Annotated in this window: 19 protein-coding genes; 7 read left to right on the top strand and 12 right to left on the bottom strand. The window is 65.4% G+C overall.

The genetic code is table 11. From position 1 onward, the window contains the following. Positions 1 to 78 precede the first annotated feature (78 nt). Together CK489_RS33055 and CK489_RS33050 are read right to left on the bottom strand one after the other, a co-directional pair. Complete coding sequence (locus tag CK489_RS33055; RefSeq protein WP_245350585.1) at positions 79 to 426, bottom strand: hypothetical protein; 348 nt, start codon at positions 424 to 426, stop codon at positions 79 to 81. A 180-nt stretch (positions 427 to 606) separates the two neighbouring features. After that, complete coding sequence (locus CK489_RS33050; RefSeq protein ID WP_050625594.1) at positions 607 to 1,188, bottom strand: HdeD family acid-resistance protein; 582 nt, start codon at positions 1,186 to 1,188, stop codon at positions 607 to 609. A gap of 235 nt (positions 1,189 to 1,423) precedes the next feature. Here CK489_RS33050 and CK489_RS33045 point away from each other — a divergent pair, with 235 nt between their 5' ends. Next, a complete protein-coding gene (locus CK489_RS33045; RefSeq protein ID WP_021077690.1) occupies positions 1,424 to 1,645 on the top strand; it encodes a dodecin in 222 nt (73 codons plus the stop codon). 356 nt (positions 1,646 to 2,001) lie between these two features. Here CK489_RS33045 and CK489_RS33040 read toward each other — a convergent pair whose 3' ends face one another. The 7 genes from CK489_RS33040 to CK489_RS33010 all read right to left on the bottom strand — a co-directional run bounded on the left by CK489_RS33040 (position 2,002) and on the right by CK489_RS33010 (position 10,235). After that, the gene (locus tag CK489_RS33040) at positions 2,002 to 2,562 is read right to left on the bottom strand and encodes a GNAT family N-acetyltransferase (protein ID WP_050625595.1); all 561 of its coding nucleotides are present in this window, start codon (positions 2,560 to 2,562) and stop codon (positions 2,002 to 2,004) included. 18 nt (positions 2,563 to 2,580) lie between these two features. Continuing rightward, positions 2,581 to 4,938, bottom strand: a complete 2,358-nt coding sequence (locus CK489_RS33035) for an Orn/Lys/Arg family decarboxylase (protein ID WP_095735266.1) — start codon at positions 4,936 to 4,938, stop codon at positions 2,581 to 2,583. A 103-nt stretch (positions 4,939 to 5,041) separates the two neighbouring features. Next, on the bottom strand, positions 5,042 to 6,190 hold the full coding sequence (locus tag CK489_RS33030) for a DJ-1/PfpI family protein (RefSeq protein ID WP_095735265.1): 1,149 nt from the start codon (positions 6,188 to 6,190) through the stop codon (positions 5,042 to 5,044). Between the two features lie 179 nt (positions 6,191 to 6,369). Beyond that, complete coding sequence (locus tag CK489_RS33025; protein WP_245350584.1) at positions 6,370 to 6,984, bottom strand: tetratricopeptide repeat protein; 615 nt, start codon at positions 6,982 to 6,984, stop codon at positions 6,370 to 6,372. A gap of 326 nt (positions 6,985 to 7,310) precedes the next feature. Beyond that, complete coding sequence (locus tag CK489_RS33020) at positions 7,311 to 7,733, bottom strand: cupin domain-containing protein (RefSeq protein WP_095735707.1); 423 nt, start codon at positions 7,731 to 7,733, stop codon at positions 7,311 to 7,313. An 84-nt stretch (positions 7,734 to 7,817) separates the two neighbouring features. Continuing rightward, complete coding sequence (locus tag CK489_RS33015) at positions 7,818 to 9,551, bottom strand: adenylate/guanylate cyclase domain-containing protein (RefSeq protein WP_095735264.1); 1,734 nt, start codon at positions 9,549 to 9,551, stop codon at positions 7,818 to 7,820. Between the two features lie 129 nt (positions 9,552 to 9,680). Continuing rightward, positions 9,681 to 10,235 (bottom strand): PAS domain-containing protein, encoded by a 555-nt coding sequence (locus tag CK489_RS33010; RefSeq protein ID WP_050625600.1) that lies wholly within the window; start codon positions 10,233 to 10,235, stop codon positions 9,681 to 9,683. 490 nt (positions 10,236 to 10,725) lie between these two features. Between CK489_RS33010 and CK489_RS33005 the strand changes: the two genes are divergently transcribed. Both CK489_RS33005 and CK489_RS33000 read left to right on the top strand, forming a co-directional pair. Continuing rightward, a complete protein-coding gene (locus tag CK489_RS33005) occupies positions 10,726 to 11,523 on the top strand; it encodes a rhomboid family intramembrane serine protease (protein WP_095735263.1) in 798 nt (265 codons plus the stop codon). A gap of 190 nt (positions 11,524 to 11,713) precedes the next feature. Continuing rightward, a complete protein-coding gene (locus CK489_RS33000; protein ID WP_050625602.1) occupies positions 11,714 to 12,142 on the top strand; it encodes a CBS domain-containing protein in 429 nt (142 codons plus the stop codon). Between the two features lie 3 nt (positions 12,143 to 12,145). On the opposite strand, the gene CK489_RS32995 is transcribed toward CK489_RS33000, so the two are convergent. Next, positions 12,146 to 13,192, bottom strand: coding sequence for a patatin-like phospholipase family protein (locus CK489_RS32995; RefSeq protein WP_245350583.1), 1,047 nt, complete (start codon positions 13,190 to 13,192; stop codon positions 12,146 to 12,148). Between the two features lie 256 nt (positions 13,193 to 13,448). Between CK489_RS32995 and CK489_RS32990 the strand changes: the two genes are divergently transcribed. Together CK489_RS32990 and CK489_RS32985 are read left to right on the top strand one after the other, a co-directional pair. Then, the gene (locus CK489_RS32990; RefSeq protein ID WP_095735706.1) at positions 13,449 to 14,519 is read left to right on the top strand and encodes an RgsD C-terminal domain-containing protein; all 1,071 of its coding nucleotides are present in this window, start codon (positions 13,449 to 13,451) and stop codon (positions 14,517 to 14,519) included. Positions 14,520 to 14,756: 237 nt separating this feature from the next. Then, on the top strand, positions 14,757 to 17,240 hold the full coding sequence (locus tag CK489_RS32985; protein ID WP_095735261.1) for a putative bifunctional diguanylate cyclase/phosphodiesterase: 2,484 nt from the start codon (positions 14,757 to 14,759) through the stop codon (positions 17,238 to 17,240). Positions 17,241 to 17,301: 61 nt separating this feature from the next. On the opposite strand, the gene CK489_RS32980 is transcribed toward CK489_RS32985, so the two are convergent. Together CK489_RS32980 and thrS are read right to left on the bottom strand one after the other, a co-directional pair. After that, complete coding sequence (locus CK489_RS32980) at positions 17,302 to 17,865, bottom strand: nitroreductase family protein (RefSeq protein WP_050625823.1); 564 nt, start codon at positions 17,863 to 17,865, stop codon at positions 17,302 to 17,304. Positions 17,866 to 17,949: 84 nt separating this feature from the next. After that, on the bottom strand, positions 17,950 to 19,998 hold the full coding sequence (gene thrS, locus CK489_RS32975; protein ID WP_095735259.1) for a threonine--tRNA ligase: 2,049 nt from the start codon (positions 19,996 to 19,998) through the stop codon (positions 17,950 to 17,952). A gap of 228 nt (positions 19,999 to 20,226) precedes the next feature. On the opposite strand from thrS, the gene CK489_RS32970 reads away from it, so the two are divergent. After that, positions 20,227 to 21,510 (top strand): COG3904 family protein, encoded by a 1,284-nt coding sequence (locus CK489_RS32970; RefSeq protein ID WP_095735705.1) that lies wholly within the window; start codon positions 20,227 to 20,229, stop codon positions 21,508 to 21,510. Between the two features lie 106 nt (positions 21,511 to 21,616). After that, positions 21,617 to 22,750, top strand: coding sequence for an MFS transporter (locus CK489_RS32965; protein ID WP_095735704.1), 1,134 nt, complete (start codon positions 21,617 to 21,619; stop codon positions 22,748 to 22,750). Positions 22,751 to 22,759 lie beyond the last annotated feature (9 nt).

Raw genomic sequence — 22,759 nt, 5'->3', positions numbered from 1 at the left:
TGCAAGGAGCAGAGCAGGGCGGGTTGGCGCAAGCCTAACCCGCCATCTCTCCGCGCACGAGGTTTTCGGCGGATCATGCTAGCGGCCCCCGCCACCACCGCCTCCTCCGCCACCACCTCCGCCTGCGCTGAGCAGGCTTTGATTGTAGCGCGGATCGGACTGTTTCATGTAGGCCGGGGAGATGTCGCGGTTGCGCGCGCGACCTGGATCGGCTTGTGGACCAGACTGCCCGCATCCCTCCGTGAAGAGGAAGAAACTGCAGGGCGGAACGACACGCGGCTGAAATGCATGGGCTGCCGTGGTCGTCAGCGCCGTCGTGGCGACGGTGGTGGCCAGCACGGCGGCTGCCGCCAACGCGGTGGTGCTCGCGACGGTAAACAACGTCGCAGACGATAATCTCGATCGCATCGACATACGAAATTCCATCCTTCGGTTCGGCAAAACCGGAATGGCCCGGTCGCCAAATTGGACGGGGCCTGATGGAAGTGGGTTCGAGCGGGAAGCCGCGATTTGGCGATGTGGACACGACAACGTGAAGGCGCCAAAAGGCGCGCCTTCCGTGGACGACTTAGGCTTCGCCGGCCGGTTTGCCTGCGCCCGGCGCGCTCAGGTGCGCTGCTTCAGAGCCATGCCCATGCTGATCCAGCTGACGCCGGCGCAGATCAAGTCGACGCTGAGGAAGATGCCGAGCACGTAAAGGCTCGACACCGGCCAGCGTGCCAGGATCATGGCACCGAGCACGAGCGTGATCAGCCCGGAGATCGCGACCATTCCCCACGGCGCGGCCGAGTTCATGCCGAACGCCAGGAAGATGCGGACGATGCCGGAGACCACCAGCGCGATGCCGAGGAACAGCGTCAGCGTCGCCGCGGCGAGCAGCGGGTTCTCGAAGGTGATGAAGCCTGCGACGACATAGAGTGCGCCGAGCAGCAGCCAGAACAGGAACTTGCCCCACGTCTTGAACTGGAAGGCGTTGATGATCTCGGCAACGCCGGCGACGATCATCATGGCGCCGACGAACAGCACGCTGACCACGGTGGCAAAGAACACGCTGCCGAAGGCAAGCACGCCAGCGATCAGGTAGATCACGCCGAGGGCGACGATCCAACCCCACTTCGCGCGAAGGTTGGCAAGCCCGGATCCGAGGCTGTGAGGAGGTGTGGCGGGTGAGCTGGACGCTGTGGACATCGTATCGCTCCCGAATGCTGAACCATTTCATGCTACCATAGGTGAGCGCACGGACAAGGGCAGGCGCAAGGCGGCACTAAATGCATGATGGCACCAAACGCGCCGCGACACGTTGATTCAAATCAACCGGCGTGTTGCCGCGCAGCATTGGATCGACGGCGGCCGGTAGCAGACGACGGACTGTCCGGATTGGACTGCAAACTGTCCGGATTGCGCATCCACAGAGGAGGTCGACATGCCCACGACGCACGACAAGGACCACGTCTACAAGATCCTCGAACTGGTCGGATCATCGGACAAGAGCATCGAGGCGGCGATCGAAAACGCCGTCAGCCGCGCGTCGAAGACGATCCGCGAGATGAAATGGTTCGAGGTGGTGCAGACGCGGGGCCATATCGAAGGCGGCAAGGTCGCGCACTATCAGGTGACGCTGCGGGTCGGCTTCACGCTGGAGTAGGGCGCAGGCTGCCGGCAACTTGCTGCCGGTTATTCGTCAGCCTGTCGGATGGTTAGAGCCCCATCCACACCTGTCATCGCCCGGCTTGACCGGGCGATCCAGTACGCCGCGGCCTCTCGGCTCAAGCACCGCCGTCTCTGGAATACTGGATCACCCGCTTTCGCGGGTGATGACACCGCGTGTTTGACGTTTTGAGTCGAGATCCGTCCTCACCGTCGTCCTGGCGAAGGCCAGGACTCATTACCCCAAATTTTAATTGTTGCGCGACGCTGGGGCCCGCTATCCCATTTAGACTGAATGCGGTGGTTATGGGTCCTGGCTTTCGCCAGGACGACGAATGGAAGGAGCCGGGCCCATCACCGCCGTGACAGCGGTGCGGGCGGGGGCGGGGCGGTGGCGCCGGCGGCGAGCGAGCGCTGCACCATCACGGTGTCGGACCAGCGGCCGTAGCGGTAGGCGACACCTGGCAAATGCCCGACGCGGGCAAAGCCGAAGCGGTCGTGCAACGCGAGCGAGGCGGCGTTGTCGCTGTCGATGTAACCGATCATCTGGCGAAAGCCGGCCGCGGCGCAGGTGTCGACCAATTCCTGCAGCAGCTTGCCGCCGACGCCTTTGCCGGTGAAACGGTGGTGAATGTAGATCGAGTGCTTCACCGTGTAGCGATAGGCCGGCCGCTTGCGGAACTGGACGACATAGGCATAGCCCACCACCTCGCCGTCGCACACCGCGACCAGATGCGGCAGGCGCGTGCTGCGCAAGTTCTTGCGGCGGTCGCGCAGATCGTCCGGCTCGGGCGTGCCGGAGTCGTCGACGCTCTCCTCGATGCCGTGGCGGATGTGATGGCGGTAGATCGACAGCATCGCATCGACGTCGCTGTCGCGCGAGGCGCGGACGGTGATCTTGTGATCATTCTCCATTGTGCTGCGTCCGCCGGCCTACTCGGACACGACATAGGTGTAGAAGCGGACCCGGCCGGCCTCGTCGATCTCCTTGTAGATGCCCTGCACCTCGACCTCGAAGCCCGGGAACGCGTTGAAGCTCGCCTCGAACATCTTGAGATAATCGATCATCGGCTTGCTTCGTTCCGACAGCCGCTCGCCCGGCACGATGGTGGCGATGCCGGGCGGGTAGACCACGAACGGTGTCGCGGCGACGCGGCCGAAGATCTGGTCGATCGGCAGATAGTCGACGTCGTTGCGGATCAGGTATTGCGCGGCGTGGCGCGGCGACATCGCGATCTCCGGCAGATGTTCGGGCAGGAACTGCCTGGCCTGCAGCGTGCTGACGCCGCCGTCGCGGAAGAAGCGGTGCATGTCGCCGCAGAGGTCGCGCAGCCGCACCCCGCTGTAGCGTTGCGGGCGGCGACGGAAGAATTCGGGGATGACGTCCTCGATCAGCGCGTTGTCGTCGTGAAGCTTCTTGAAGGCGACGAGCCCGGAGACCAGCGTGCCGGCCTTGCTGGCCTCGACGCCCGGCGTCAGCAGGAAGAGCAGGGAGTTGAGGTCGTTCTTCTCGGCGACGATCTGGTTCTCGCGCAGATATTGCGCCACGACCGGAGCGGGGATGCCATGATCGGTATAGGCGCCGGTGGCGTGATCGAAGCCCGGCGTCAGCAAGGTGAGCTTGTTCGGGTCGGTCATGGCAAAGCCCGCGGTCAGCTCGGGGAAGCCGTGCCAGGCCTCGCCCGGACTGAGCTGCCAGTAGGACGGCGTGGTCGCAAGCTGGTCGGTCGAGATGGTCTCCCAGGCGACATTGTGCACGCCGTTCTCGCGCGCGACGTCCGGGATCATCACGCGATCCGGCACGAACGGCTCGAAGAACCAGCGCCGCTCGGCGCGCGTCTCCTTCTCCTCGAACTCGCGCTTCACCGCGCGGATCTTCTTGCGCAGCTCGATGCCGAGCCGGATCGTGTCGTCCCACAGCACCTCGCCGGAGCGGCCCTTCATCATCTGCGCGCCGACGTCGAGCGAGGCGAAGATCGGATAGAACGGCGAGGTCGAGGCGTGTTGCATGAAGCTTTCGTTGAAGCGGCGGTGCTCGACCCGGCGCTTCTGGCCCTTGATGTGGCGGTCGCGGATGTGGATCTGCGAGGCCTGCGAGAAGCTCGCGAGCTGCTTGTGGGTCGATTGGGTGGCGATGATGCCGGGCGCCTCGGGGCCGAGATTGGCGAGCCCCATCGCGAACCGCCCGGCATAGATCGGGTGGAATTTCATGAAGCCGGCCCAGGCCTCGTCGAACAGGATGTAGTCGCAGAGATGGCCGATCCGCTTCAGGATCATCTCGGCCGAGTGGATGGTGCCATCATAGGTGCACTGCTCGACCACCGCGACGCGGAACGGGCGTTCCTTCTTCCAGGCGTTCTCGTCCTTGACCAGCGGGTGCTTGCGGATGTGGTCGCGCAGCGTGCCTTCGTCGAGCAGGTCCCAGCGCATCGGGCCGATCAGGCCCCAGGCGTTGCGCACGGTCGGCACATAGACCGGGATGCCGCCGCCGATCAAGAGCGCGCCGTGATGGGCGGCCTTGTGGTTGTTGCGGTCGAACAGCACGAGGTCGCCGTCGGTGACCAGCGAGCCGAGCGCGACCTTGTTCGAGGTCGAGGTGCCGTTGAGCACGAAATAGGTCTTCTCGGCGCCGAAGATCCGCGCGGCTTCCTTCTGCGCCTTCAGCGCCGGCCCCTCATGGGTGAGGAGGTCGCCGAGGTCGAGCACGGAATTGTCGAGGTCGTCGCGGAACACGGCTTCGCCGAGATGCTCGACGAACACCCGGCCGATCGGACTGCGGCTGTAGAACACGCCGCCATTGTGGCCCGGGCAGGTCCAGAGCTGGTTGCCTTCCTCGGCGTAGTCGACCAGCGCGCCGAAGAACGGCGTCTTCAGGTTCTCGGCATATTGCTTGAGCCTGGAGATCAAATTCTTGGCGATGAAGGGCGGGGTCTCCTCGGACAGGAACACGTAGCCGTCGATGAAGTCGAGCACCTCGACCGGCAGGTCCTCGAACCGCTTGCGGCGGATCAAGAGGATGATCGGGAAGTCGAGGCCGCGGCGGCGCATCAGGTTGATCAGCGCGGCGGTCTTGCCCTCGAGTCCCTTCTTGCCCCAGTCGACCACCATGCAGCCGATCGCGGCATCGGTCTGCACCGCGATCTCGGCATCTTCCAGCTTGCGGGCGCGGACCACCTCGAAGCCGGAGCGCTCGATCTCGGTGATGATCTGGTTGAAGCGGATGCCCTCGAGGTCGTCGGCCTCGAAAACCGGCGCGGCGAACAGGAAGTTGAAGCGTTTGAAATAGTCCATGCGTGTCCCCGAACTGTGCTGGCGCTGACGTGTCGGCACTATTCATGACAAACAGATGACAATTGGGGCGGGATGTCGAATTGGTTCTCCGGGGCACCGCGCCTCACGGCGCGGCCTGAGCCCGGGGGTATTCCAGCTGCATGGCGACGAAGTCGGCCGTCGCTCGGCCGTAGCGCGTCTCGATCCCGGCGAGAGCCTGGTCGAGCGCCTGCGCGGGCGATACCGCTCCGAGCGCGGGGAGCAGGCGGTCCGCGGGCCAGCCGGTTGCCACCGCTTGCGGATAGATGCGCAGACCGTTTCGGGTCGTCACGGCGTCGCCATTCGCGGCGAAAGTCGCAGCATTCGAGCGAAAGGTTCGCGACCAGGCGTCCGCGACCAGCGCCAGCGAGACCTCGTCGACACCGGGCATGAGCGCCAGACCAAGCTGCTCGTGGTTCCAGAACGCCAGCGTGTTCCGGATCGCGGTCAGCGCGAAGGGGCGAGTGAACCTGAAGGCGTCGCTGTCATGGCGCGCGTCCCAGCCGGGCAGGCCGATCTCGTGGGCGACGGCCTCGGCCCTGGCGCGGCCGGCGATCGCCTCGATCAGGGTGAGCGACATCGGCATCGACGCCGAAATCCCCGTCGTGGTCGCCACGCCACGGTCGACCACGATACGGCGGTCGGCGACGTATCGGATATCGGGATGATTGTCGCGCCAGTGCTTCAGGTAGAACCAATGCGTGGTTGCGCGCTTGCCGTCGAGCAGGCCGGTCGAGGCCACGACCTTGCCGCCGGCGCATATGCCGACGATCACGGCGCCTCGCTCGGCCTGGCGCCTGATCCATTGCATGACGACAGGGTCGTCGTCGCGGCTCATCGCGGGCACGATGACGTAGTCGGCGCCGTCGGGGTGCGCAGCATCGAACGCGGCAATCGTGGCATCAGGCTCGACCTTCAGCACCGGAAACAGTGTGACCGGACCGGGGCCCGTCGCCAGCGTGACGACATCGGCGATATCGGCACGCTTGAGGATGCCGTATGGCATCAGATAGTCGGTGGTCTCGGTCATGTCGTTGATGCCGATGATCGCGATCAACGGGCGGGTGCGCTTCGGCTTGAGCGCCGCGAGCGTGGCGTCGTGTTCCTGTTGCGTGATCGGCGGCTGAAGTTTGAAGACCGATGCGGCGGGCAGAGTGAAGAGCCAGACCCCGCCAACAATTGGAACCAGCACGGCGACGGCAATGCCGCTCCACGCGAGAAGCCGCCAGGTCATGATGATCGATCTCGTATCCGCTTCCGTCGCACGGCGCGGAAACTAGTTGGTGCGCACTCGGATCGGAATGGCGAAATTCCCGCAAAAACGGACACGCGCGCAGCCCCGGATGAGTGCGAGCGACTCGGGGGCCGCGCTTTCCCGCACATCGCTGTCGCGCATGCGGGCGACCAGCTCGTTCAATAGACGAGGCTTGTCCCTGGCGGCTTCTCGAGCGCGGCCGCCAGCGAGCGATATTCGTCGCAAGACGTGCCGCAGATTTCGGCGATCCGGCTCAGATGATACTGGGCGGCATCGCGGTTGCCCTGTTCGATCTGCCACAAGCCGTAGTAGTTCCACGTCAGCACGTGGTTCGGATCGGCCTTCAGCGCACGCTCGTACCAGACCTGCGACTGCTTGTAGTCGCCGAGCTTGCGGTAAGAGTAGCCGATCAGATTGGCGACGTTGGGCTGATCGTCACGGCCGAGCGCGTGCAACTGCTCGATGGCGGCGGCGTAGTCGTTACGCTCGTAGATTGTTGCATAGGCCGCGCGGTAACCGTCGCGGAATGCCGGATCGTCGAAGCTGGATTGCTTGGCCGGCTTCTTGACCCTGTGCGTGGTCTTTCTGTCCTTCTCCTGAGGATAGGCCGGCGCGGGCGTGCTGTAGCTCGACCCGTAGAGCTCGCCGCTGCCGGCTCCTCCTCCGCCGCCACCACCACCGCCGGCAGCGCGGGCGGTCTGCTGCGGGAACAGAATGATCGGCGCCGTCAGAACTGCCGCAAGCATTGCGAGCTTCGTCTGTGACTTGATCATGCGCACCTCCCGATTCGATGTGGACCGTCATTGGTCTGAAGCATCAACTCCCAATCGCAGGAGACATTCCGTCGGTTCTGAAAAATATCTGTCGATGCGGCAATCGCACTGTCGCTTCCGGACGTAGCGCTTGCGCGTGCGATCGGACGGCGGAGCCGAAACTAACATCGGTGTTAGAATCTGACGCGCAGTGACGAGCCGGCTGGCGTTCGACTGTTCGCCGAAGAGAAGATTTCTCGATCTCGACATCAACGGCAGGCTTCACCGAGAACGATCGAGGCTCAGTTGTGAATGCGCCTGCCAGTCCTGAACCCGTCGGGATCGCCTCAAGGCGCCACGGGCACCAAGCCGTAGCGCAGCATGATTTCCTTCATCTTCGCGGGATCAGGCGCGCCGCCAGTCAGCAGCGCTGCCATCTCCTTGAAGTATTGCGGGCCGAGTACGCCGGGGCTCAGCATGCAGAGACAGCTCGCGGGATCGTTCGAGCGGTTGGAGAAGCCGTGCACGATGCCGCGCTTGATGAACACCGTGTCGCCGGTGCCGAGGTCGATGTCCTTGCCGTCGACCCGCCAGGTCGAAACGCCCGATAGCCCGTAGATGGTCTCGTCCCAGCTCTCGTGATAATGCGGGATCGGCATCCGCGCGTTCGGCTGCAGCGTCATCTCGAACAGGTCGACGCTCCCGCCGGTGGTCTCCTTGCTCTGCAGGAATTTCAGTTGCAAGGCGCCGAGATTGATCAGTTCGGGCATGATGGTCTCGTGCATGGTTGTGTGCAGGTTATGCGACGGCGCGATGTGACGCCAACGGCTGGCGCTCCCCGGTGGAGTGGGCCGCTACTTGGACTCCAGGTGCCAGGCGCCGTCCCAATCCGCCGCCGGTGGATTTTGCCTGAACGTCGCGACTCGCGCCTTCATCGCGATCGACGGTCCGTCGCCCGGCGCGGCAGCCAGCGCCGCAGCGAAAGCCTGCTCGGCATCGTCCCAGCGGCGCTCACGATAGGCGGCGAGACCATCCGCATAGTGCTGCCGCAGCTCGGTCTGCGCCGGCGTCAGCTCGTCCTTCTTGCCGATGATCTCGAACACGGCGACCGGCTGGGTCTGGCCAACCGCGACGAGCCGGTCGATCTCGCGCAGCTCGATGGTGGCGGCACAGGCCGCGGCGGTCGCCTCCGAGATCAGGCTGCGGCTGCCGTAGAACTTGTTCGCGCCTTCCAGCCGCGAGGCGAGGTTCACGGTGTCGCCGAGCACGGTGTAGCTCATCATGAACTCGGAGCCGATGCTGCCGACCAGCGCTTCGCCGGTGGCGATCCCGATCCTGATATCGCAGTCGGCCGGGATCGCGCGCACGCCGAGCAGCTCGGGCAGATCCTTGCGCAGCTTGTCGACCTGGCCGACCATGTCGATGGCGGCAAGTGTGGCGAGGTGGGTCTGCTCGGCCTCCTCGACGAAGGGGGCGCCCCAATAGGCCATGATGGCGTCGCCGATATATTTGTCGATGATGCCGCGATGGGCATGGACCGGCGCCGACATCGTCGACAGATAGAGGTTCATGATCTTGACGAGGCCGCTCGGCGTCACGCCTTCGCTCAGGCGCGTAAAACCCTTCATGTCGCAGAACATCACCGTCATGACACGGCGCTGTCCTTCCGTGGCGGCGATTGCTGGTTGCTCGAGCAGGCCCTCGGCGATCCGCGGGTTGATGTAGCGGCCAAAGGTCTCGCGGATCCGCTGGTTGTGGCGCAGCGTCTCGATCATGCGGTTGAAGGCGGCTGAGAGCTGGCCGATCTCGTCCTGGGTCGTGATGGCGATGGCGCCGTCGAGGCGGCCCGCCTCGACCTCGCGAGTGCCCTCCAGGAGGCGCATCACGGGGCGCGTGATGCCGCTGCCGACCAGCATCGCGAACACGAAGCCGAGGATCGCGGCAATCGCGGTCACGACGCCGGAGATGATGATCGCCCGCTGCTGGGCACTCATGACCTTCGCGGCGGCCGAAGAGACTTGAGCCAGCATATCGGCGCGGATGCTTTCGACCCTGGTGTTGAAGTCGTCGCGCAGGGCGTCGGCGCGGAGCGTGGTCTGTCGCGCGGCGGCAAAATCTTTGGCGTCGATCTGCTCGAGCAGCGCCTTGTTCTCCGCGTTCAGGCGCATCAGGAGGTCGTTGACGGCATTGTCGATGCGGTCATCGAGACGCCCGAGCGCGGCATTGTCCGACGGCGTCGAGGGATCGGCGATGATCGCATCGATCAGCGCGCGCGCCGCATCGGCCTCGCGCTTGATCAGGGGCTCGATCTCGTTGAAGGCCTTGCGCGCGTTTTCGTAGCCGGCGTCTTCGCCAGGCGCCTGCATCTTCGCCATCATCATCCGGCGCATCGCGAGCGAGCGCTCCAGCGCGCGGATGTTGACGCGGGCGAGATGGCCGTAGGCGGGGATGTAGCGGTTGGTGAGCTCGTCCAGGAGATGGCCGACCTGGCCCGCCATCACCATGGACAGCAGCGAGGTGATCACCGCGAGGACGATCAGTCCCGCGGCAATGCCGACGATCTTCTGCCTGATCGAATTTCGAAACATGCCCAGCCCGGCCGCAGCTGCAATAAGCGGGTTGCCCCCGCCGTGGCGGCGCACCAGCTAATAGAGTTCCAGAGCCCGCGGTGCAAGCGACCGGTGCCCGCCATCCCGTCGCCAGGCAGGCGTCAGGGGCTAGCGCAGCCCCTCATAGACCATCAGGCCGCGCGCGATCGCGAGCTTGCGCAGGGTCCGCGGCACGAACCGCTCCTGGGGATGCAGGTAACGCCACGAGGTCAGCACCAGACCGTGCAGCCGGGTGACGTCGTCCTCGAACGGGGCGAGCAGGCCGGTCAGGCTCGCCGGCATGTGAACGCGGGCGGTGAAGGGCAGCAGCAGCAATTCCAGATGCGCCTTGGACCCGGTCTCGGTCGTCGCGGTGATGCCGGCGATGGCCGGCAGGGTCTCTTCGACGACGCAGGTGATGATGTCCTCGATCTCGCCGCGGCTCTCGTCGGTGAACAGGGCCGAAAAACTCTGGTTCTTGAGGTCGCAGCCGAGCAGGGCGGAGGTGCGGGTGCCGGCGACGCGGAAGGGGAAACGGGTCTCGCCGTCGTAGGCCAGCACGAAGATGTCGGACAGCAGCTCACGCACCGCGGACGGTTCGAACTCACTCCGGTCGGGGGCACGTGCGGTGCCGCGCTTCGCGTTCCAATAGGCGAAGAATTCGCGGCTGGAGCTGTGTTTCATCTAAAGAACCTTGCCCGGCGCCTGTCTCGGCGGGACACATCTGTCCCGGTTTTGCTCAGGAGCCTTCCCTTCTCTGTTGTGCAGGGAAGCCTGTGCAGCGTCCATGCCGCGGCCGCGGTTTGGGCGGCTTATCGGCAGCTTTGTGTTGTTAACGTAAATTTAACTATGTCCTTGGCGGCTGCCGCGGGTCCGCATAGGGTCCGCCCGTTCCCGTTCGCCGGCTGCCCCAAGCGCCGGCGTGGTTGGTACACAGGTGGCGTCAAACAGTTTGGTCACCGTGCGGGGAGGGGTGGGGATGTTCTCCCGGTCCTCCTGGGGCACGAAAAGACCAGCCGATCAGGGAGGGTGTTCTCAGCGCCCTCCCTTTTCTTTTGCCTCGATTGCGGCGCCGCGCCGACACCCGGTGTCCGATTACGGGATTGTGCACTTGCACAGGGGTGTGAAAGCCGCCTATCTCTGATTCATAGCCGCTTTCGAGGTCGCCGACCCCTTGGACTCCCATCCCGAATCCCCGCTCGCCCCGCCGCCGGAGGCGCCGCGCGAGCCGATCCTGACCTTGCCGCCGGCGCTCACCGCCTACATCCTCCTGATCGCGGTGATCCATCTGCGGGTGCTGCTGCCGCCGGAGATGGAGAACTGGACCATCGACGTCTTCGGCTTCATCCCGAAGCGCTACGATTCGACGCTGCTCGACATCACCTTCCCGGGCGGAGAGGGCGCCAAGGTCTGGACCTTCGTCACCTATTCGCTGCTGCACGCCAACCTCACCCATATCGGCTTCAACGTGCTGTGGCTGTTGCCGTTCGGCAGCGCGCTGGCACGGCGCTTCGGCGCGGTGCGCTTCTTCGTCTTCATGGCGGTGACGGCCGCCGCCGGTGCGCTCGCGCATCTGTTGACCCATGAGCACGCCATCGCGCCGATGATCGGCGCATCGGCCTCGGTGTCGGGAACGATGGCGGCGGCGATCCGCTTCGCTTTCGTCAAGGGCAGCTTTCTGTCGTTCAGCCGAGGCGATGCCGATGCGGCCGCCAAGGTGCCCGCGCTGTCGCTGTGGCGGGCGCTGCGCAACGGACGGGTGCTCGCCTTCCTGGCGATCTGGTTCGGCGTCAATATCCTGTTCGGCGCCACCTCGCTGTCGCTCGGCGGCGAGGAGGCGAGTGTCGCCTGGCAGGCTCACATCGGCGGCTTCCTCGCCGGACTGTTGCTGTTCTCGCTGTTCGATCCGATCCCGCGCGCGCGAGACGATGCTGCAGATGCGTCATCGGCGGATCAGTCGAGCCGCATCTGATCCCCGCTTGCGGCTCGGTTCGAATTCCTCCATCATCTTTGCGACGCAGAAACAAAGCGGGCCGGCAAATCGAGCCCAGCTACTGACCGCGCCCCGGAACCGAAATCGGCGCGGAACTGTTGATTGAAGACTCTGGCGAACAGGCGCGGCCCCGCTCAAGCGAGGCGCGGACGGATTCAGGGAGGCGACAATGACGGTACGTTCCATTCTCGATGCAAAGGGCCATCAGGTCATGAGCGTCGCGCCCGGCGCGAAGCTCTCAGCTGCGGTGAAGCTGCTCGGCGAGCGCAAGATCGGCGCGGTGCTGGTGATGGAGCAGGGCCGGATGGAAGGCATCCTGTCGGAGCGCGACATCGTCCGCGTGCTCTCGGAGCGCGGCGCGGGCGCGCTGGACGAGCCGGTGAGCGCGGTCATGACCAAAAAGGTCGTGAGTTGCCGGCAGTCCGATACGGTCAGCGCGCTGATGGAAATGATGACGACCGGAAAATTCCGCCATCTGCCCGTCGTCGAGGACGGCAAGGTGGTCGGGCTGATCTCGATCGGCGACATCGTCAAGAGCCGCGTGCAGGAATATGAGCGCGAGCAGGAAGCGCTGCGCGACTACATCAAGACCGCCTGAGCGCTATTTTCCGGTGGTGCCCGCGCCGGTCGACGGCGGCACCAGGATCTCGATGGCTTCCTCGATCGCCCCGATGGCGCGTTCGGCCGCGCGGATGCCGTGTGCGATCAGGTCGTCGGCGCGGTGGAAGTCGAACCAGCCGATCTGGCCGACCCGTGGCGAGATCAGCATGTCAGGCGGATCGCCGGCAAGCCGCGCACGGGTGATGCGGTCCTGCATGATGTTGAAGGCGTCGACCATGACGCTCGAGATGCCGGGCCGGCTGGCGCTGCCGAAAAACTCCCGCTTCACGGTGCGTTCGGCGGAGAAGAAGCGGCCAAACCTGCGCTTCGGGGGTTCCGGCTCGATTTCGGCGTCGGCGGTCACCGCGACCGTCACCTCGGGCGCGGCCGACGGCCCGTGATTGTAGATCGTGGTCGAGTGCGCGAACACGTCGCTGGAGAGGTTGGCCGCAATGACGATCTCGGCGCCGAGCGCGCGGGCGGCGGAGACCGGCACCGGGTTGACCAGCGCGCCGTCGACCAGCCAGCGGTCGCCGATCAGCACCGGCGCGAAGATGCCGGGCAGCGCGTAGGAGGCGCGCATGGCATCGACCAGCGGGCCCTGGGTCAGCCAGATCTCGTGGCCGGTACGCACTTCGGTCGCGACGCTGGCGAACTTGACCGGAAGGTCCTCGATCATGGATTTTCCGAGCGCGGCCTCGATCTCGGCGGCCAGCTTGGCACCGCCGATCAGTCCCGAGCCGTTGAGGCGGATGTCGAGGTAGCCGAGGACGCTGCGCGGCTGGAGGCCGCGGGCCCATTGCTCCAGCGTGTCGATATGGCCGGCCGCATAGGCGCCGCCAACCACGGAGCCGATCGAGGTGCCGACCACGACATTGGGGACGATGCCATGGGCGAGCAGGGTCTTGATGATGCCGATATGGGCAAAGCCGCGCGCGGCGCCGCCACCGAGCGCAAGCCCGATCACCGGCCGGCGAACCGTTCCCAGTCCGACCTTGTCGGGGCCGTCGGAGCTCTTGTGGCCGCGGCCCATCCAGCTATCCAACACGACAAATCTCCTGCCAGCGCGAGACTAGGCCGCGCGACATGACTGCGCCAGCGTCGTCCGTGTTCATGGTTATTCCCTACAGGCACGATTCATGCCCCGGGTCGACCGCGGTAGGCAGGGAATGTGACTGGACCGCGACGGTAGGGCTAACATCGGCTTGATCGAGCGGTTCCAAATGGGGAGAGAGCCCGCCAGGACTGTGACGAAGCTTCGACGAAGGCTTGAATTTGCCGCGTTTTCGTTGAAAAGCATGGACATGACTACGAGGGGCAACGGCATCGGCGGATGCGGACGGGGCATGCGGCTCCTTCCGCTATTGACGCTTGCGGCATTTTTGCTCGCCCTGATCTCCGGTTCCGCCTCCGCGCAGTTCTTCAGCGACCGGCCGCCGCCGATCCCGCCGGCATCGGTGCCGGACGTGCAGACCGGCCCGGCGCTCAATCTGGCGCCGCCATCCGGGGCCGGATCGGGGCCCGTGCTGCCCGGCCCGCTGAACCAGCCGACCATCGTCCAGCCATCGATTGCGACCGTGCCTCCGGTGACGCCGCCGGCCGGCTCGCCGACCGCGGGGCAGGCGGTGCTGTCGCTGACGGCGCGGTACGGCAAGGATCTGCCGGTCATCAATGCCGGGCTGGTGTGGCGGGTGTTCGCCGACAAGCCGGATGACAACGGCACCTACAAGCTGATCCGCGAGGAGCGGGGGGCGACGCCCAACGTGGTGCTGCCGCCCGGCAACTACGTCGTCCATGTCGCGCTTGGCCTCGTCAGCGCGGTGCGCGCCGTCAGCCTGAAGTCGGAGACCGACCGCGAATCCTTCGTGCTGCCGGCCGGTGGCCTGCGGATCGAGGGCAAGGTCGGATCGAGCAAGATCCCGGCCAACCAGATCGCGTTTGCGATCTACAAGGGCAGCCAGTTCGACGGCTCGGACCGTGGTCCGTTGGTGCCGAACGTCGCCGCCGGCGACGTCGCGCTGCTGCCGGAGGGCACCTACTACATCGTCTCCAACTATGGCGACGCCAACTCGGTGGTGCGTTCCGACATTCGTGTCGCGGCGGGCAAGCTGACCGACGTCACCGTGACCCATCGCGCGGCCGTCATCACCCTCAAGCTGGTCAGCGAGAAGGGCGGCGAGGCGCTCGCCAACACCGCATGGTCGGTGATCACGCCGGGCGGCGACGTGATCAAGGAATCGATCGGCGCGTTCCCGCGCGTCGTGCTCTCCGAAGGCGAGTATCGCGCGATCGCCAAGAACGAGGGCAAGGTGTTCGAGCGTCCGTTCAACGTCGTCAACGGGGTCGACGGCGAAGTCGAGGTCGTGGCGCGCTGACGCCCGATCGAACTGCATTTCATGCAACTGTCATGGTCTCTAACGCGAACTAACCATCGCGCGAATTTGTGCTGTCATAATCGCTGGCGATGACGCACGGCGTCGCCATTTTTACATGACGTTAAGCCGCGGCATGACTTGGATGCCACGGGGATTTTTGCCTGGGCATGATCCTTTCGGAAATTCGCTTCACACTTTTCCGGATCATGCCTGGCGCTTGCGTCAACGGGGCGTGCCATGGTCATGGCCAACAAGAAATCAGCAAAGACATCGGCCAAGTTCAATTCCGAGATGTTCGCCGACGTTCCGGTTCTGCAACGCAAATGGCAGGCGGCGGTCCGTCCCGGCGAAAGGCTGCCGCACTATGAAGACGTGATGCTCGGCAGCCTCGGCCGGCTTGCGGACCATATCGTGCTGCTGCGCGACGTCGATGGCGTGCTGTGTGTCTCGCATACCGGCCGCTATGTGCAGACCTGGCTGAACGACGAGCGCTGGGACATTCCGCTCAGCGCGCTGCCGCCGGACTGCGCGACGGCGTTGACCGAAGCCGCCGCGAACGCACGCGAGAACTGCCGGCCCTATCTGGCGTCGGCGCATTGCGTGCGCGATGGTCTGGTGCGGACCTTCGACGTGCTGGCGCTGCCGACGCGGTCGCGCTGGGGCGGTATCCTGGTCGGCGTCTACGTCAACGAGCGCAACGCGCAGTACAATCTGCTCGACACGATCTTCTCGGCCACCGACGAGGGCGTGCTGTCGCTTGCTGCGATCCGCGATGCGCGGGGCGAGGCTGCTGATTTCCAGATCGTGCATCTCAACCAGGGCGCAGCCAAGCTCCTGATGCAGCCCGCGACCGAGTTGCTGTGGCGCCGGCTCAGCGCCGGCGGCAATCCGCTTGCGGCTGAAACGGTGATGAACCGCCTGCGCGGGTTCGTCGGCAGCGGTCCCGGCGACCAGTTCGAGATCGACAGCGGCGATCGCTGCCTGCGGCTCGGCGTTACGGCGTTCGGCGACATGCTGTCGCTGACCGTCTCCGACGTCACCGCGCTGAAGCAGCGCGAGGTGTCGTTCCGCCTGCTGTTCGAGAACAACCCGATGCCGATGTGGGTGTTCGACGCCGTCACGATGGAATTCCTCAGCGTCAACGACGCGGCCGTTCAGCACTACGGCTATAGCCGCGATCGATTCCTCGGCATGACCCTGCGCGAGATCTGGCCGGAGGACGAGTGGGGCGTGCACAGCGCCGCCTTGCGCGAGATCGGCGACGTCTATCAATCGAGCCGCGACTGGCGCCACATCAGGGCCGACGGCACCGAGATCCATGTGCTGACGTTCGGACGGAGGGTGGCGTTCGAAGGTCGCGACGGCTACCTGGTCGCGGTGGTCGACATCACCGAACGCCGTGCCGCTGAGGCGCGGATCGCGCACATGGCGCACCATGACGGTCTCACCAACCTGCCGAACCGGGACTTCTACCAGGAGCGCCTGCGCGAGGCGCTGGAGCGTAGCCGGACCGGCAACAAGCGCGTCGCGGTGATGTGCGTCGATCTCGACCTGTTCAAGAACGTCAACGACTCCTTCGGGCATCCGATGGGCGACCGGCTGCTCAAGCTGGTGGCGGAGCGGCTGCGCGAGGTGGTCCGCGACGACAATGTCGCGGCCCGGCTCGGCGGCGATGAGTTCGCGATCGTACTTGCCGCCGATGTCTCGCCGAACGAGGCGAGCGCATTCGCCGAGCGGCTGATCGACGCCTTGAGCGCGCCCTACACGATCGACGGGCTCGAAGTCGTGGTCGGCGCCAGCGTCGGCATCGCTTTGTCGCCCGGCGACGGCACCACGTCTGAAGAACTGATGCGCAATGCCGACATGGCGTTGTATCGCGCCAAGTCCGACGGCGGCGGCGTACATCATTTCTTCGAACCGGAGATGGATCAGCAGGCGCAGAAGCGACGCGACATGGAGCGCGATCTGCGCGCGGCCTTCAGCAACGGCGAGTTCGAGCTGCACTACCAGCCGCTGGTCGATATCGCGGCCGACCGCATCTCGGGCTTCGAGTCGCTGCTGCGTTGGCGGCACCCGGAGAAGGGCATGGTCTCGCCCGCGGAGTTCATCCCGGTTGCGGAAGACATCGGCCTGATCGTCGCGCTCGGCGAATGGGTGCTGCGCGAGGCCTGCGCCGAGGCGATGAAGTGGCCGGCCGACGTCAAGGTTGCGGTCAACCTGTCGCCGGTGCAGTTCCGCAGCCGCAATCTGGTCCAGGCCGTGATCTCGGCGTTGGCGCATTCCGGCCTGCCGGCGCGGCGGCTCGAGCTCGAGATCACCGAGTCGGTATTCCTCGCGGAGACCGAAGCCAACCTTGCGATCCTGCATCAGCTGCGAGAGCTCGGCGTCAGCATCTCGATGGACGATTTCGGCACCGGCTATTCCTCGCTGAGCTACCTGCGCAGCTTCCCATTCGACAAGATCAAGATCGATCGCTCCTTCGTGAAGGATCTGGCGCGGCGCTCCGATTGCCTTGCGATCGTGCGCGCGATCTCCGGCCTCGGCCGCAGCCTCAAGATCACCACGACCGCGGAAGGGGTCGAGACAACAGACCAGCTCGACTGGCTGCGCGCCGAAGGCTGCAACGAGGTGCAGGGGTTCCTGTTCAGTGCCGCGAGGCCCGGCAGCGAGATCGCGGCCTTGCTGAGCAAGTTTGCGGAGCGCGCCTCGAAGGCGGCATAGCGGCTCTTTATTCGCTCGTCATGCCCGGGCGTGACCCGGGCAATCCATCAACACCGCAAGCTCAGAACCGCGTCACGATATCCGTCAACGCCGGGCGCGGGCGATCCTCGCTCGGCTTGGTCGGCGTGCCGATGTGGATCAGGCCGGCGAGCTTCTCGTCCGGCTTCAGGCCGAGGCCGTCGAGCACGTCGCGGTCGAAGGCGAACCAGCCGGTCAGCCAGCAGGCACCGTAGCCGAGCGCGGTCGCCGCGGTGACGATGTTCATCGCGCTGGCGCCGGCCGACAATTCCTGCTCCCACGGCGGCACCTTGGGGTGCGGCTTGGTGAAGGAGACGACGCCGATCACCAGCGGCGCATCGGTCAGCCGCTTCTTCTCGACCTCGATGTCGGTGGCCGGCGCGCCGGGATTCTTGCGGGCAAACACTTTCGCGATCACGTCGCCGGCGCGGGCGCGGGCATCACCCTCGAACACGATGAAGCGCCAGGGCGCGAGCTTGCCGTGGTCGGGCACACGCGCGCCGATGGTCAGGATGGTCTCGAGCTCGGCCGCGGACGGGCCGGGCCCGGTCATCTCGCGCGGCTTCATCGAGCGGCGGGTCTTCAGGAGTTCAATGGCATCGGGCACGGAAATGTCCTTCAAGGGGAGTCGTGCCCCCAAGATGGGGGCACGACGGAGCCAGCGAAAGCCAGTTTAGACCGATTGTGAGGATCAGGCGACGGATCGCGCCCGCTTCACGTCCGGCGGCGTCGCCTCGTCGACCAGCGCGGCGATCGCCTCATCGGTCGGCATCACGGTCTGGCGCTCGCTGCCGAGGCGGCGGACCGAGACCGAATGCGTCTCGGCCTCCTTCTTGCCGACGACGAGCAGCGCCGGGATCTTGGCCAGCGAATGCTCGCGGACCTTGTAGTTGATTTTCTCGTTGCGCAGATCGATCTCGACGCGGAGACCAGCGCGGCGCGCCGCGGCCGCCACCACCTTGGCATACTCGTCGCCTTCGGAGGTGATGGTCGTGACCACGAGCTGCGTCGGCGCCAGCCAGAGCGGGAAGCTGCCGGCATAGTGCTCGATCAGGATGCCGATGAAGCGCTCCATTGAACCGCAGATCGCGCGGTGCACCATCACCGGCGCCTTCTTCGAGCCGTCGTGATCGATGTAGAACGCGCCGAACCGTTCCGGCAGGTTGAAGTCGACCTGGGTGGTGCCGCACTGCCAGTCGCGGCCGATGGCGTCGCGCAGCACGTACTCGAACTTCGGCCCGTAGAACGCGCCTTCGCCCGGATTGATCTCGGTGCGGATCCGGTTGCTGCCCTTGGCCTTGATCTCGGACAGCACGGTGGCCATCACGCGCTCGGCGTGATCCCACATCTCGTCGGTGCCGACCCGCTTTTCCGGTCGCGTCGAGAGCTTGACCGTGAGCTCGCCGTCGAAGCCGAAATCGGCGTAGGTCGACAGGATCAACTCGTTGATCTTGAGACACTCATCGGCGAGCTGCTCCTCGGTGCAGAACACATGGGCGTCGTCCTGGGTGAAGCCGCGCACCCGCATCAGGCCATGCATCGCGCCCGACGGCTCGTAGCGATGCACGACGCCGAACTCGGCAAGCCGCAAGGGCAGGTCGCGGTAGCTCTTCAGCCCGTGCTTGAAGATCTGCACGTGGCCGGGGCAGTTCATCGGCTTCAGCGCGAACCAGCGCTTGTCCTCGGCCTCGTCGCCGGCGGATTGCGCCGCGAACATGTTCTCGCGGTACCAGTCCCAGTGGCCCGAGGTCTCCCACAGCACCTTGTCGAGGATCTGCGGCGCGTTGACCTCGTTGTAGTCGCCGAGCAGCCGGCGCCGCATATAGGCGATCAGCTGCTGGAATATGGTCCAGCCCTTCGGGTGCCAGAACACCACGCCTGGGCCTTCCTCCTGGAAGTGGAACAGGTCGAGCTCGCGGCCGAGCTTGCGGTGGTCGCGCTTCTCGGCCTCCTCGATCTGCTTGAGGTAGGCGTCGAGGTCTTCCTGCTTGGCGAATGCCGTGCCGTAGATGCGGGTCAGCATCGGATTGTTGGAATCGCCGCGCCAATAGGCGCCGGCCACCTTCATCAGCTTGAAGGCGTTGCCGACCTTGCCGGTCGAGGTCATGTGCGGGCCGCGGCACAGATCGAACCAGTCACCCTGGAAATAGATCTTGATCGGCTCGTTGCCGGGAATGGCGTCGACCAGCTCGACCTTGAAGGCCTCGCCCTTGTCGCGGAACACCTGCTTGGTCTTTTCGCGATCCCAAACCTCTTTCGTAAAGGGCTTGTCGCGTCCGATGATCTCGCGCATCCGCTTCTCGATCGCGGCAAAATCTTCCGGGGTGAACGGCTCGTTGCGGAAGAAGTCGTAGTAGAAGCCGTTCTCAATCACCGGGCCGATCGTGACCTGGGTGCCCGGCCACAGCGATTGCACGGCCTCCGCCAGCACATGCGCGGCATCGTGCCGGATCAGTTCCAGCGCGCGCGGGTCGTCGCGGCCGATCAGCTCGATCTTGGCGTCGGTCTCGATCGGATCGTTGAGGTCGGCGAGCGCGCCGTCGAGCGCCATCGCGACGGTGCGCTTGGCGAGTGAGGGCGAAATGCCCTTGGCGATGTCGAGGCCGGTGGTCCCTTTCGGGAAATCGCGCCTCGCTCCATCAGGGAAGGTGAGGGCGATCTTGTTCACGGGTTCTGCGGGTTTGAGGTTGGACAGGCTGTATTGGAATCCGGATTCGGATTTGGGCGGCGTATCGGCCATGATGTCTCCTGTAGCTCACTCCTGCGAACGAGCGCAGGTAAGCGGAAAGCAGCGGTATAGCAGGGGATTTGACGCCTGCAATCCGGCAATATCAAGAAAATCGGCCTCCGATCGCACCGAATCGAGGGAAGCTCGTCCGCACCTGACGGCTGTGATCGTTGCGACGTTGCCGATCATCGACTAACGTCCGGCCTCCATTTGTCCGCCATCGCGCAATCCGCAAGGTTCATGTTTTCCCGTCTCCTGTTTTTCGTGGCGTTGCTTCTGATCCCGGGCGTGTCGCGGGCGGAAGAAGCACCGGTCGAGAAGGCCGGATTCGCGAAAAAGCTGACCATCTATCTCGCCAAGGGAGCGCCGAATGCGTGCGGCGCCGGCTGCGATCGCTGGATCGCGATCGAAGGCGAGATCGATCGGGATGCCGCGGCGCGGATTCGCAGCTTCCTGCTCGCGGTCAAGGACCCACAGCTTCCGATCTACCTGCATTCGCCGGGCGGCAATGTCGAGCAGTCCTATGCGATCGCGCGGTTTCTGCGCGCACGCAAGGCGACCGCCCGGGTCGGCCGCACCAACGTGCCGGCCTGTTCCGCAGGTACGCAGATCGACGCCGCCTGTCTGAAGATCAAGGCTGCGAAAGGGGAGGTCGGGGCCGAACTCTCAACGCGCAACGCGATGTGCGTCTCGGCTTGCGCCTATCTGTTCCTGGGCGCGACCGTCCGCGAAGTGGCGCCGGACTCGGTGCTCGCGGTGCATAACTCCAGGCTGATGTTCGTGGTCCACGGCCATCCGCCGCCGCAGGCGGTCGCGGATTTCAGGCGGCGCGAGATGGTGAGTGCCGATCGCGACCGCAACGTGTTCCTCGCGGCGATGGGGATCAGCCACGAGCTCAGCGACCTGATCCGGACCGTGAAGTTCGAGAACCTGCACGTGCTGACGCGCCCCGAACTCTATCGATTCGGAATCGACACGCGGCCGCTGCCGGACACGCTGTGGGCGGTGGAGAAGGAAACGCGGCCCTATGTCCGCAAGATCGCACAGCAGAAGAACGGCAACGGCAGCTCGTTCCGCATGATGGAGTGGCGGCTGTTCTGCGAGAACAAGGATCGCGGGCGCCTGATGTTCGTGCGCGAGTTCGACGAGGGCGCCGCCGGCAAGAGCACGGTGGTGATGATGGCCGGCGTCACCAAGGCGATCGCATTCGGCAGATTGCCGGCGCGGTTCGGCAAATACGAGGTCTGGAGCGATCCGGTGAGCGCGGACATCGTCAAGACGATGACGGCGGTCCCGCATCTGGAGATCGGCGAAAGTGCGCTGTCATCCGACGGCAAGCCGGATCCCGCGAGGCCCGGCGTCGCGACATTCGATATCGACACGACCGGGCTGGAGCAGGGATGGACACGGCTTCTGGCATCGTGCCCGGCCGCGACACCGGGTCCGAAGCCTGCAAGCCCGTGGCCGGCGGCGGCGTCACCGAGCGTCAACGCTGCGCCGGCGGCGGCATCGCCGTCGCCATGAGCGCAAGCGGCGCAAATCGATCACGTGCCATGCATTTAGATGCAGTTGCATTGAAATCGGGGTCTGCTATCAACGCGGCGTGAAACGCTTCGCTCCCACCGCATTGATGCTCGGCAACATCGTCACCGGCTGCTCGGTGCTGGCGCCGGCCGGCATGCTGACGGAGCTGTCGAGCGGGCTCGGCGTCACCATCCACACCGCGGGCCTTTTGATCACCTTCGGCGCGATCGTGCTGTGCGTGGGCTCGCCGCTGACGGCGTGGCTGACCAGCCGGTTCGAGCGGCGAGCCTTGCTGACGGCGACGCTTCTGGTGCTGACGCTGACCAACGCGGCATCCGCCTTCGCGCCGGACTACGACAGTCTCCTGATCATCCGCCTGGTGATGCTCGCGGTCGGTGTGCTCTACACGCCGCAGGCGGCCGGCACCGCAGCGTTGATCGTGCCGGTGGAAAAGCGCGGCAGCACGATCGCCTATATCTTCCTCGGCGGGTCGCTCGCCGCTGCGATCGGGCTGCCGCTGATCACCTTCATCGCAAGCCGCTACGGCTTTCGCGTGACCTATGGCGCGATCGCGCTGACCGGGCTCGCAAGCTCGCTGCTGCTGTGGTGGCGGCTGCCCGGCGGATTGCATGGCGCGCCGGTCGACCTCCGGACCTGGGCCGATCTCGGCCGCAATCCGACCGTCATCCTGCTGCTGTCGATCACGACGTTGCAGATGTCCGGACAGTTCGTGGTTTTCACCTTCATGGGGCCGCTGCTCGGCAAGCTGACCGGCGCGAATGCGGACGCGGTCGGCATCGTGTTCGCGCTCTACGGTATCTTCGGGTTCGTCGGCATTGCGATCGCAACCCGTATCGTGGATTCCTGGGGCGCCTGGAGGACGTCGGTCCTGTTCACTGTGCTGCTGCTCGCCGGCGTGGCCGGCTGGGCGCTGAGCGCCGGCGCCTATGCATTGATGGCGGCTTCGGTGGCGGTGTGGGGCCTCGGCTTTGCGTCGACCAATTCGATGCAGCAGGTGCGGCTGGTCGGTGCGGCGCCGGCGCTCGCCTCGGCGTCGGTCTCGCTCAATACCTCGGTGCTGTATATCGGCCAGGCCATCGGCTCGGCGATCGGCGGATTGCTGTTCGCGCGCGAATGGCTCTACGCCGCAGGCTATGTGGCCACCGCCTTCGTTGCGGCGGCGCTCGTAGTGGTGGTCATTACGCGGCCGCGCGCGGCGCGTGCTGCCGCAGCCGAGTGAGCTTGCGCA

The sequence above is a fragment of the Bradyrhizobium sp. UFLA03-84 genome (assembly GCF_002289535.1).
Lineage (GTDB): Bacteria > Pseudomonadota > Alphaproteobacteria > Rhizobiales > Xanthobacteraceae > Bradyrhizobium > Bradyrhizobium viridifuturi.
The sequence above is the reverse complement of the archived record's forward strand: the minus strand, read 5'-3'. Positions and strand labels throughout refer to the sequence as shown.

Bases quoted from the DNA above. Each gene is read 5' to 3' on its own strand.
- CK489_RS33050 (WP_050625594.1), bottom strand. From the start codon at position 1,188: ATGTCCACAGCGTCCAGCTCACCCGCCACACCTCCTCACAGCCTCGGA.
- CK489_RS33010 (WP_050625600.1), bottom strand. From the start codon at position 10,235: ATGAAACACAGCTCCAGCCGCGAATTCTTCGCCTATTGGAACGCGAAG.
- CK489_RS33040 (WP_050625595.1), bottom strand. From the start codon at position 2,562: ATGGAGAATGATCACAAGATCACCGTCCGCGCCTCGCGCGACAGCGAC.
- CK489_RS33030 (WP_095735265.1), bottom strand. From the start codon at position 6,190: ATGACCTGGCGGCTTCTCGCGTGGAGCGGCATTGCCGTCGCCGTGCTG.
- CK489_RS32965 (WP_095735704.1), top strand. From the start codon at position 21,617: ATGCTCGGCAACATCGTCACCGGCTGCTCGGTGCTGGCGCCGGCCGGC.
- CK489_RS32985 (WP_095735261.1), top strand. From the start codon at position 14,757: ATGGTCATGGCCAACAAGAAATCAGCAAAGACATCGGCCAAGTTCAAT.
- CK489_RS33000 (WP_050625602.1), top strand. From the start codon at position 11,714: ATGACGGTACGTTCCATTCTCGATGCAAAGGGCCATCAGGTCATGAGC.
- thrS (WP_095735259.1), bottom strand. From the start codon at position 19,998: ATGGCCGATACGCCGCCCAAATCCGAATCCGGATTCCAATACAGCCTG.
- CK489_RS33055 (WP_245350585.1), bottom strand. From the start codon at position 426: ATGGAATTTCGTATGTCGATGCGATCGAGATTATCGTCTGCGACGTTG.
- CK489_RS32970 (WP_095735705.1), top strand. From the start codon at position 20,227: ATGTTTTCCCGTCTCCTGTTTTTCGTGGCGTTGCTTCTGATCCCGGGC.
- CK489_RS33015 (WP_095735264.1), bottom strand. From the start codon at position 9,551: ATGTTTCGAAATTCGATCAGGCAGAAGATCGTCGGCATTGCCGCGGGA.
- CK489_RS32990 (WP_095735706.1), top strand. From the start codon at position 13,449: ATGACTACGAGGGGCAACGGCATCGGCGGATGCGGACGGGGCATGCGG.
- CK489_RS33025 (WP_245350584.1), bottom strand. From the start codon at position 6,984: ATGATCAAGTCACAGACGAAGCTCGCAATGCTTGCGGCAGTTCTGACG.
- CK489_RS33035 (WP_095735266.1), bottom strand. From the start codon at position 4,938: ATGGACTATTTCAAACGCTTCAACTTCCTGTTCGCCGCGCCGGTTTTC.
- CK489_RS33020 (WP_095735707.1), bottom strand. From the start codon at position 7,733: ATGCCCGAACTGATCAATCTCGGCGCCTTGCAACTGAAATTCCTGCAG.
- CK489_RS33045 (WP_021077690.1), top strand. From the start codon at position 1,424: ATGCCCACGACGCACGACAAGGACCACGTCTACAAGATCCTCGAACTG.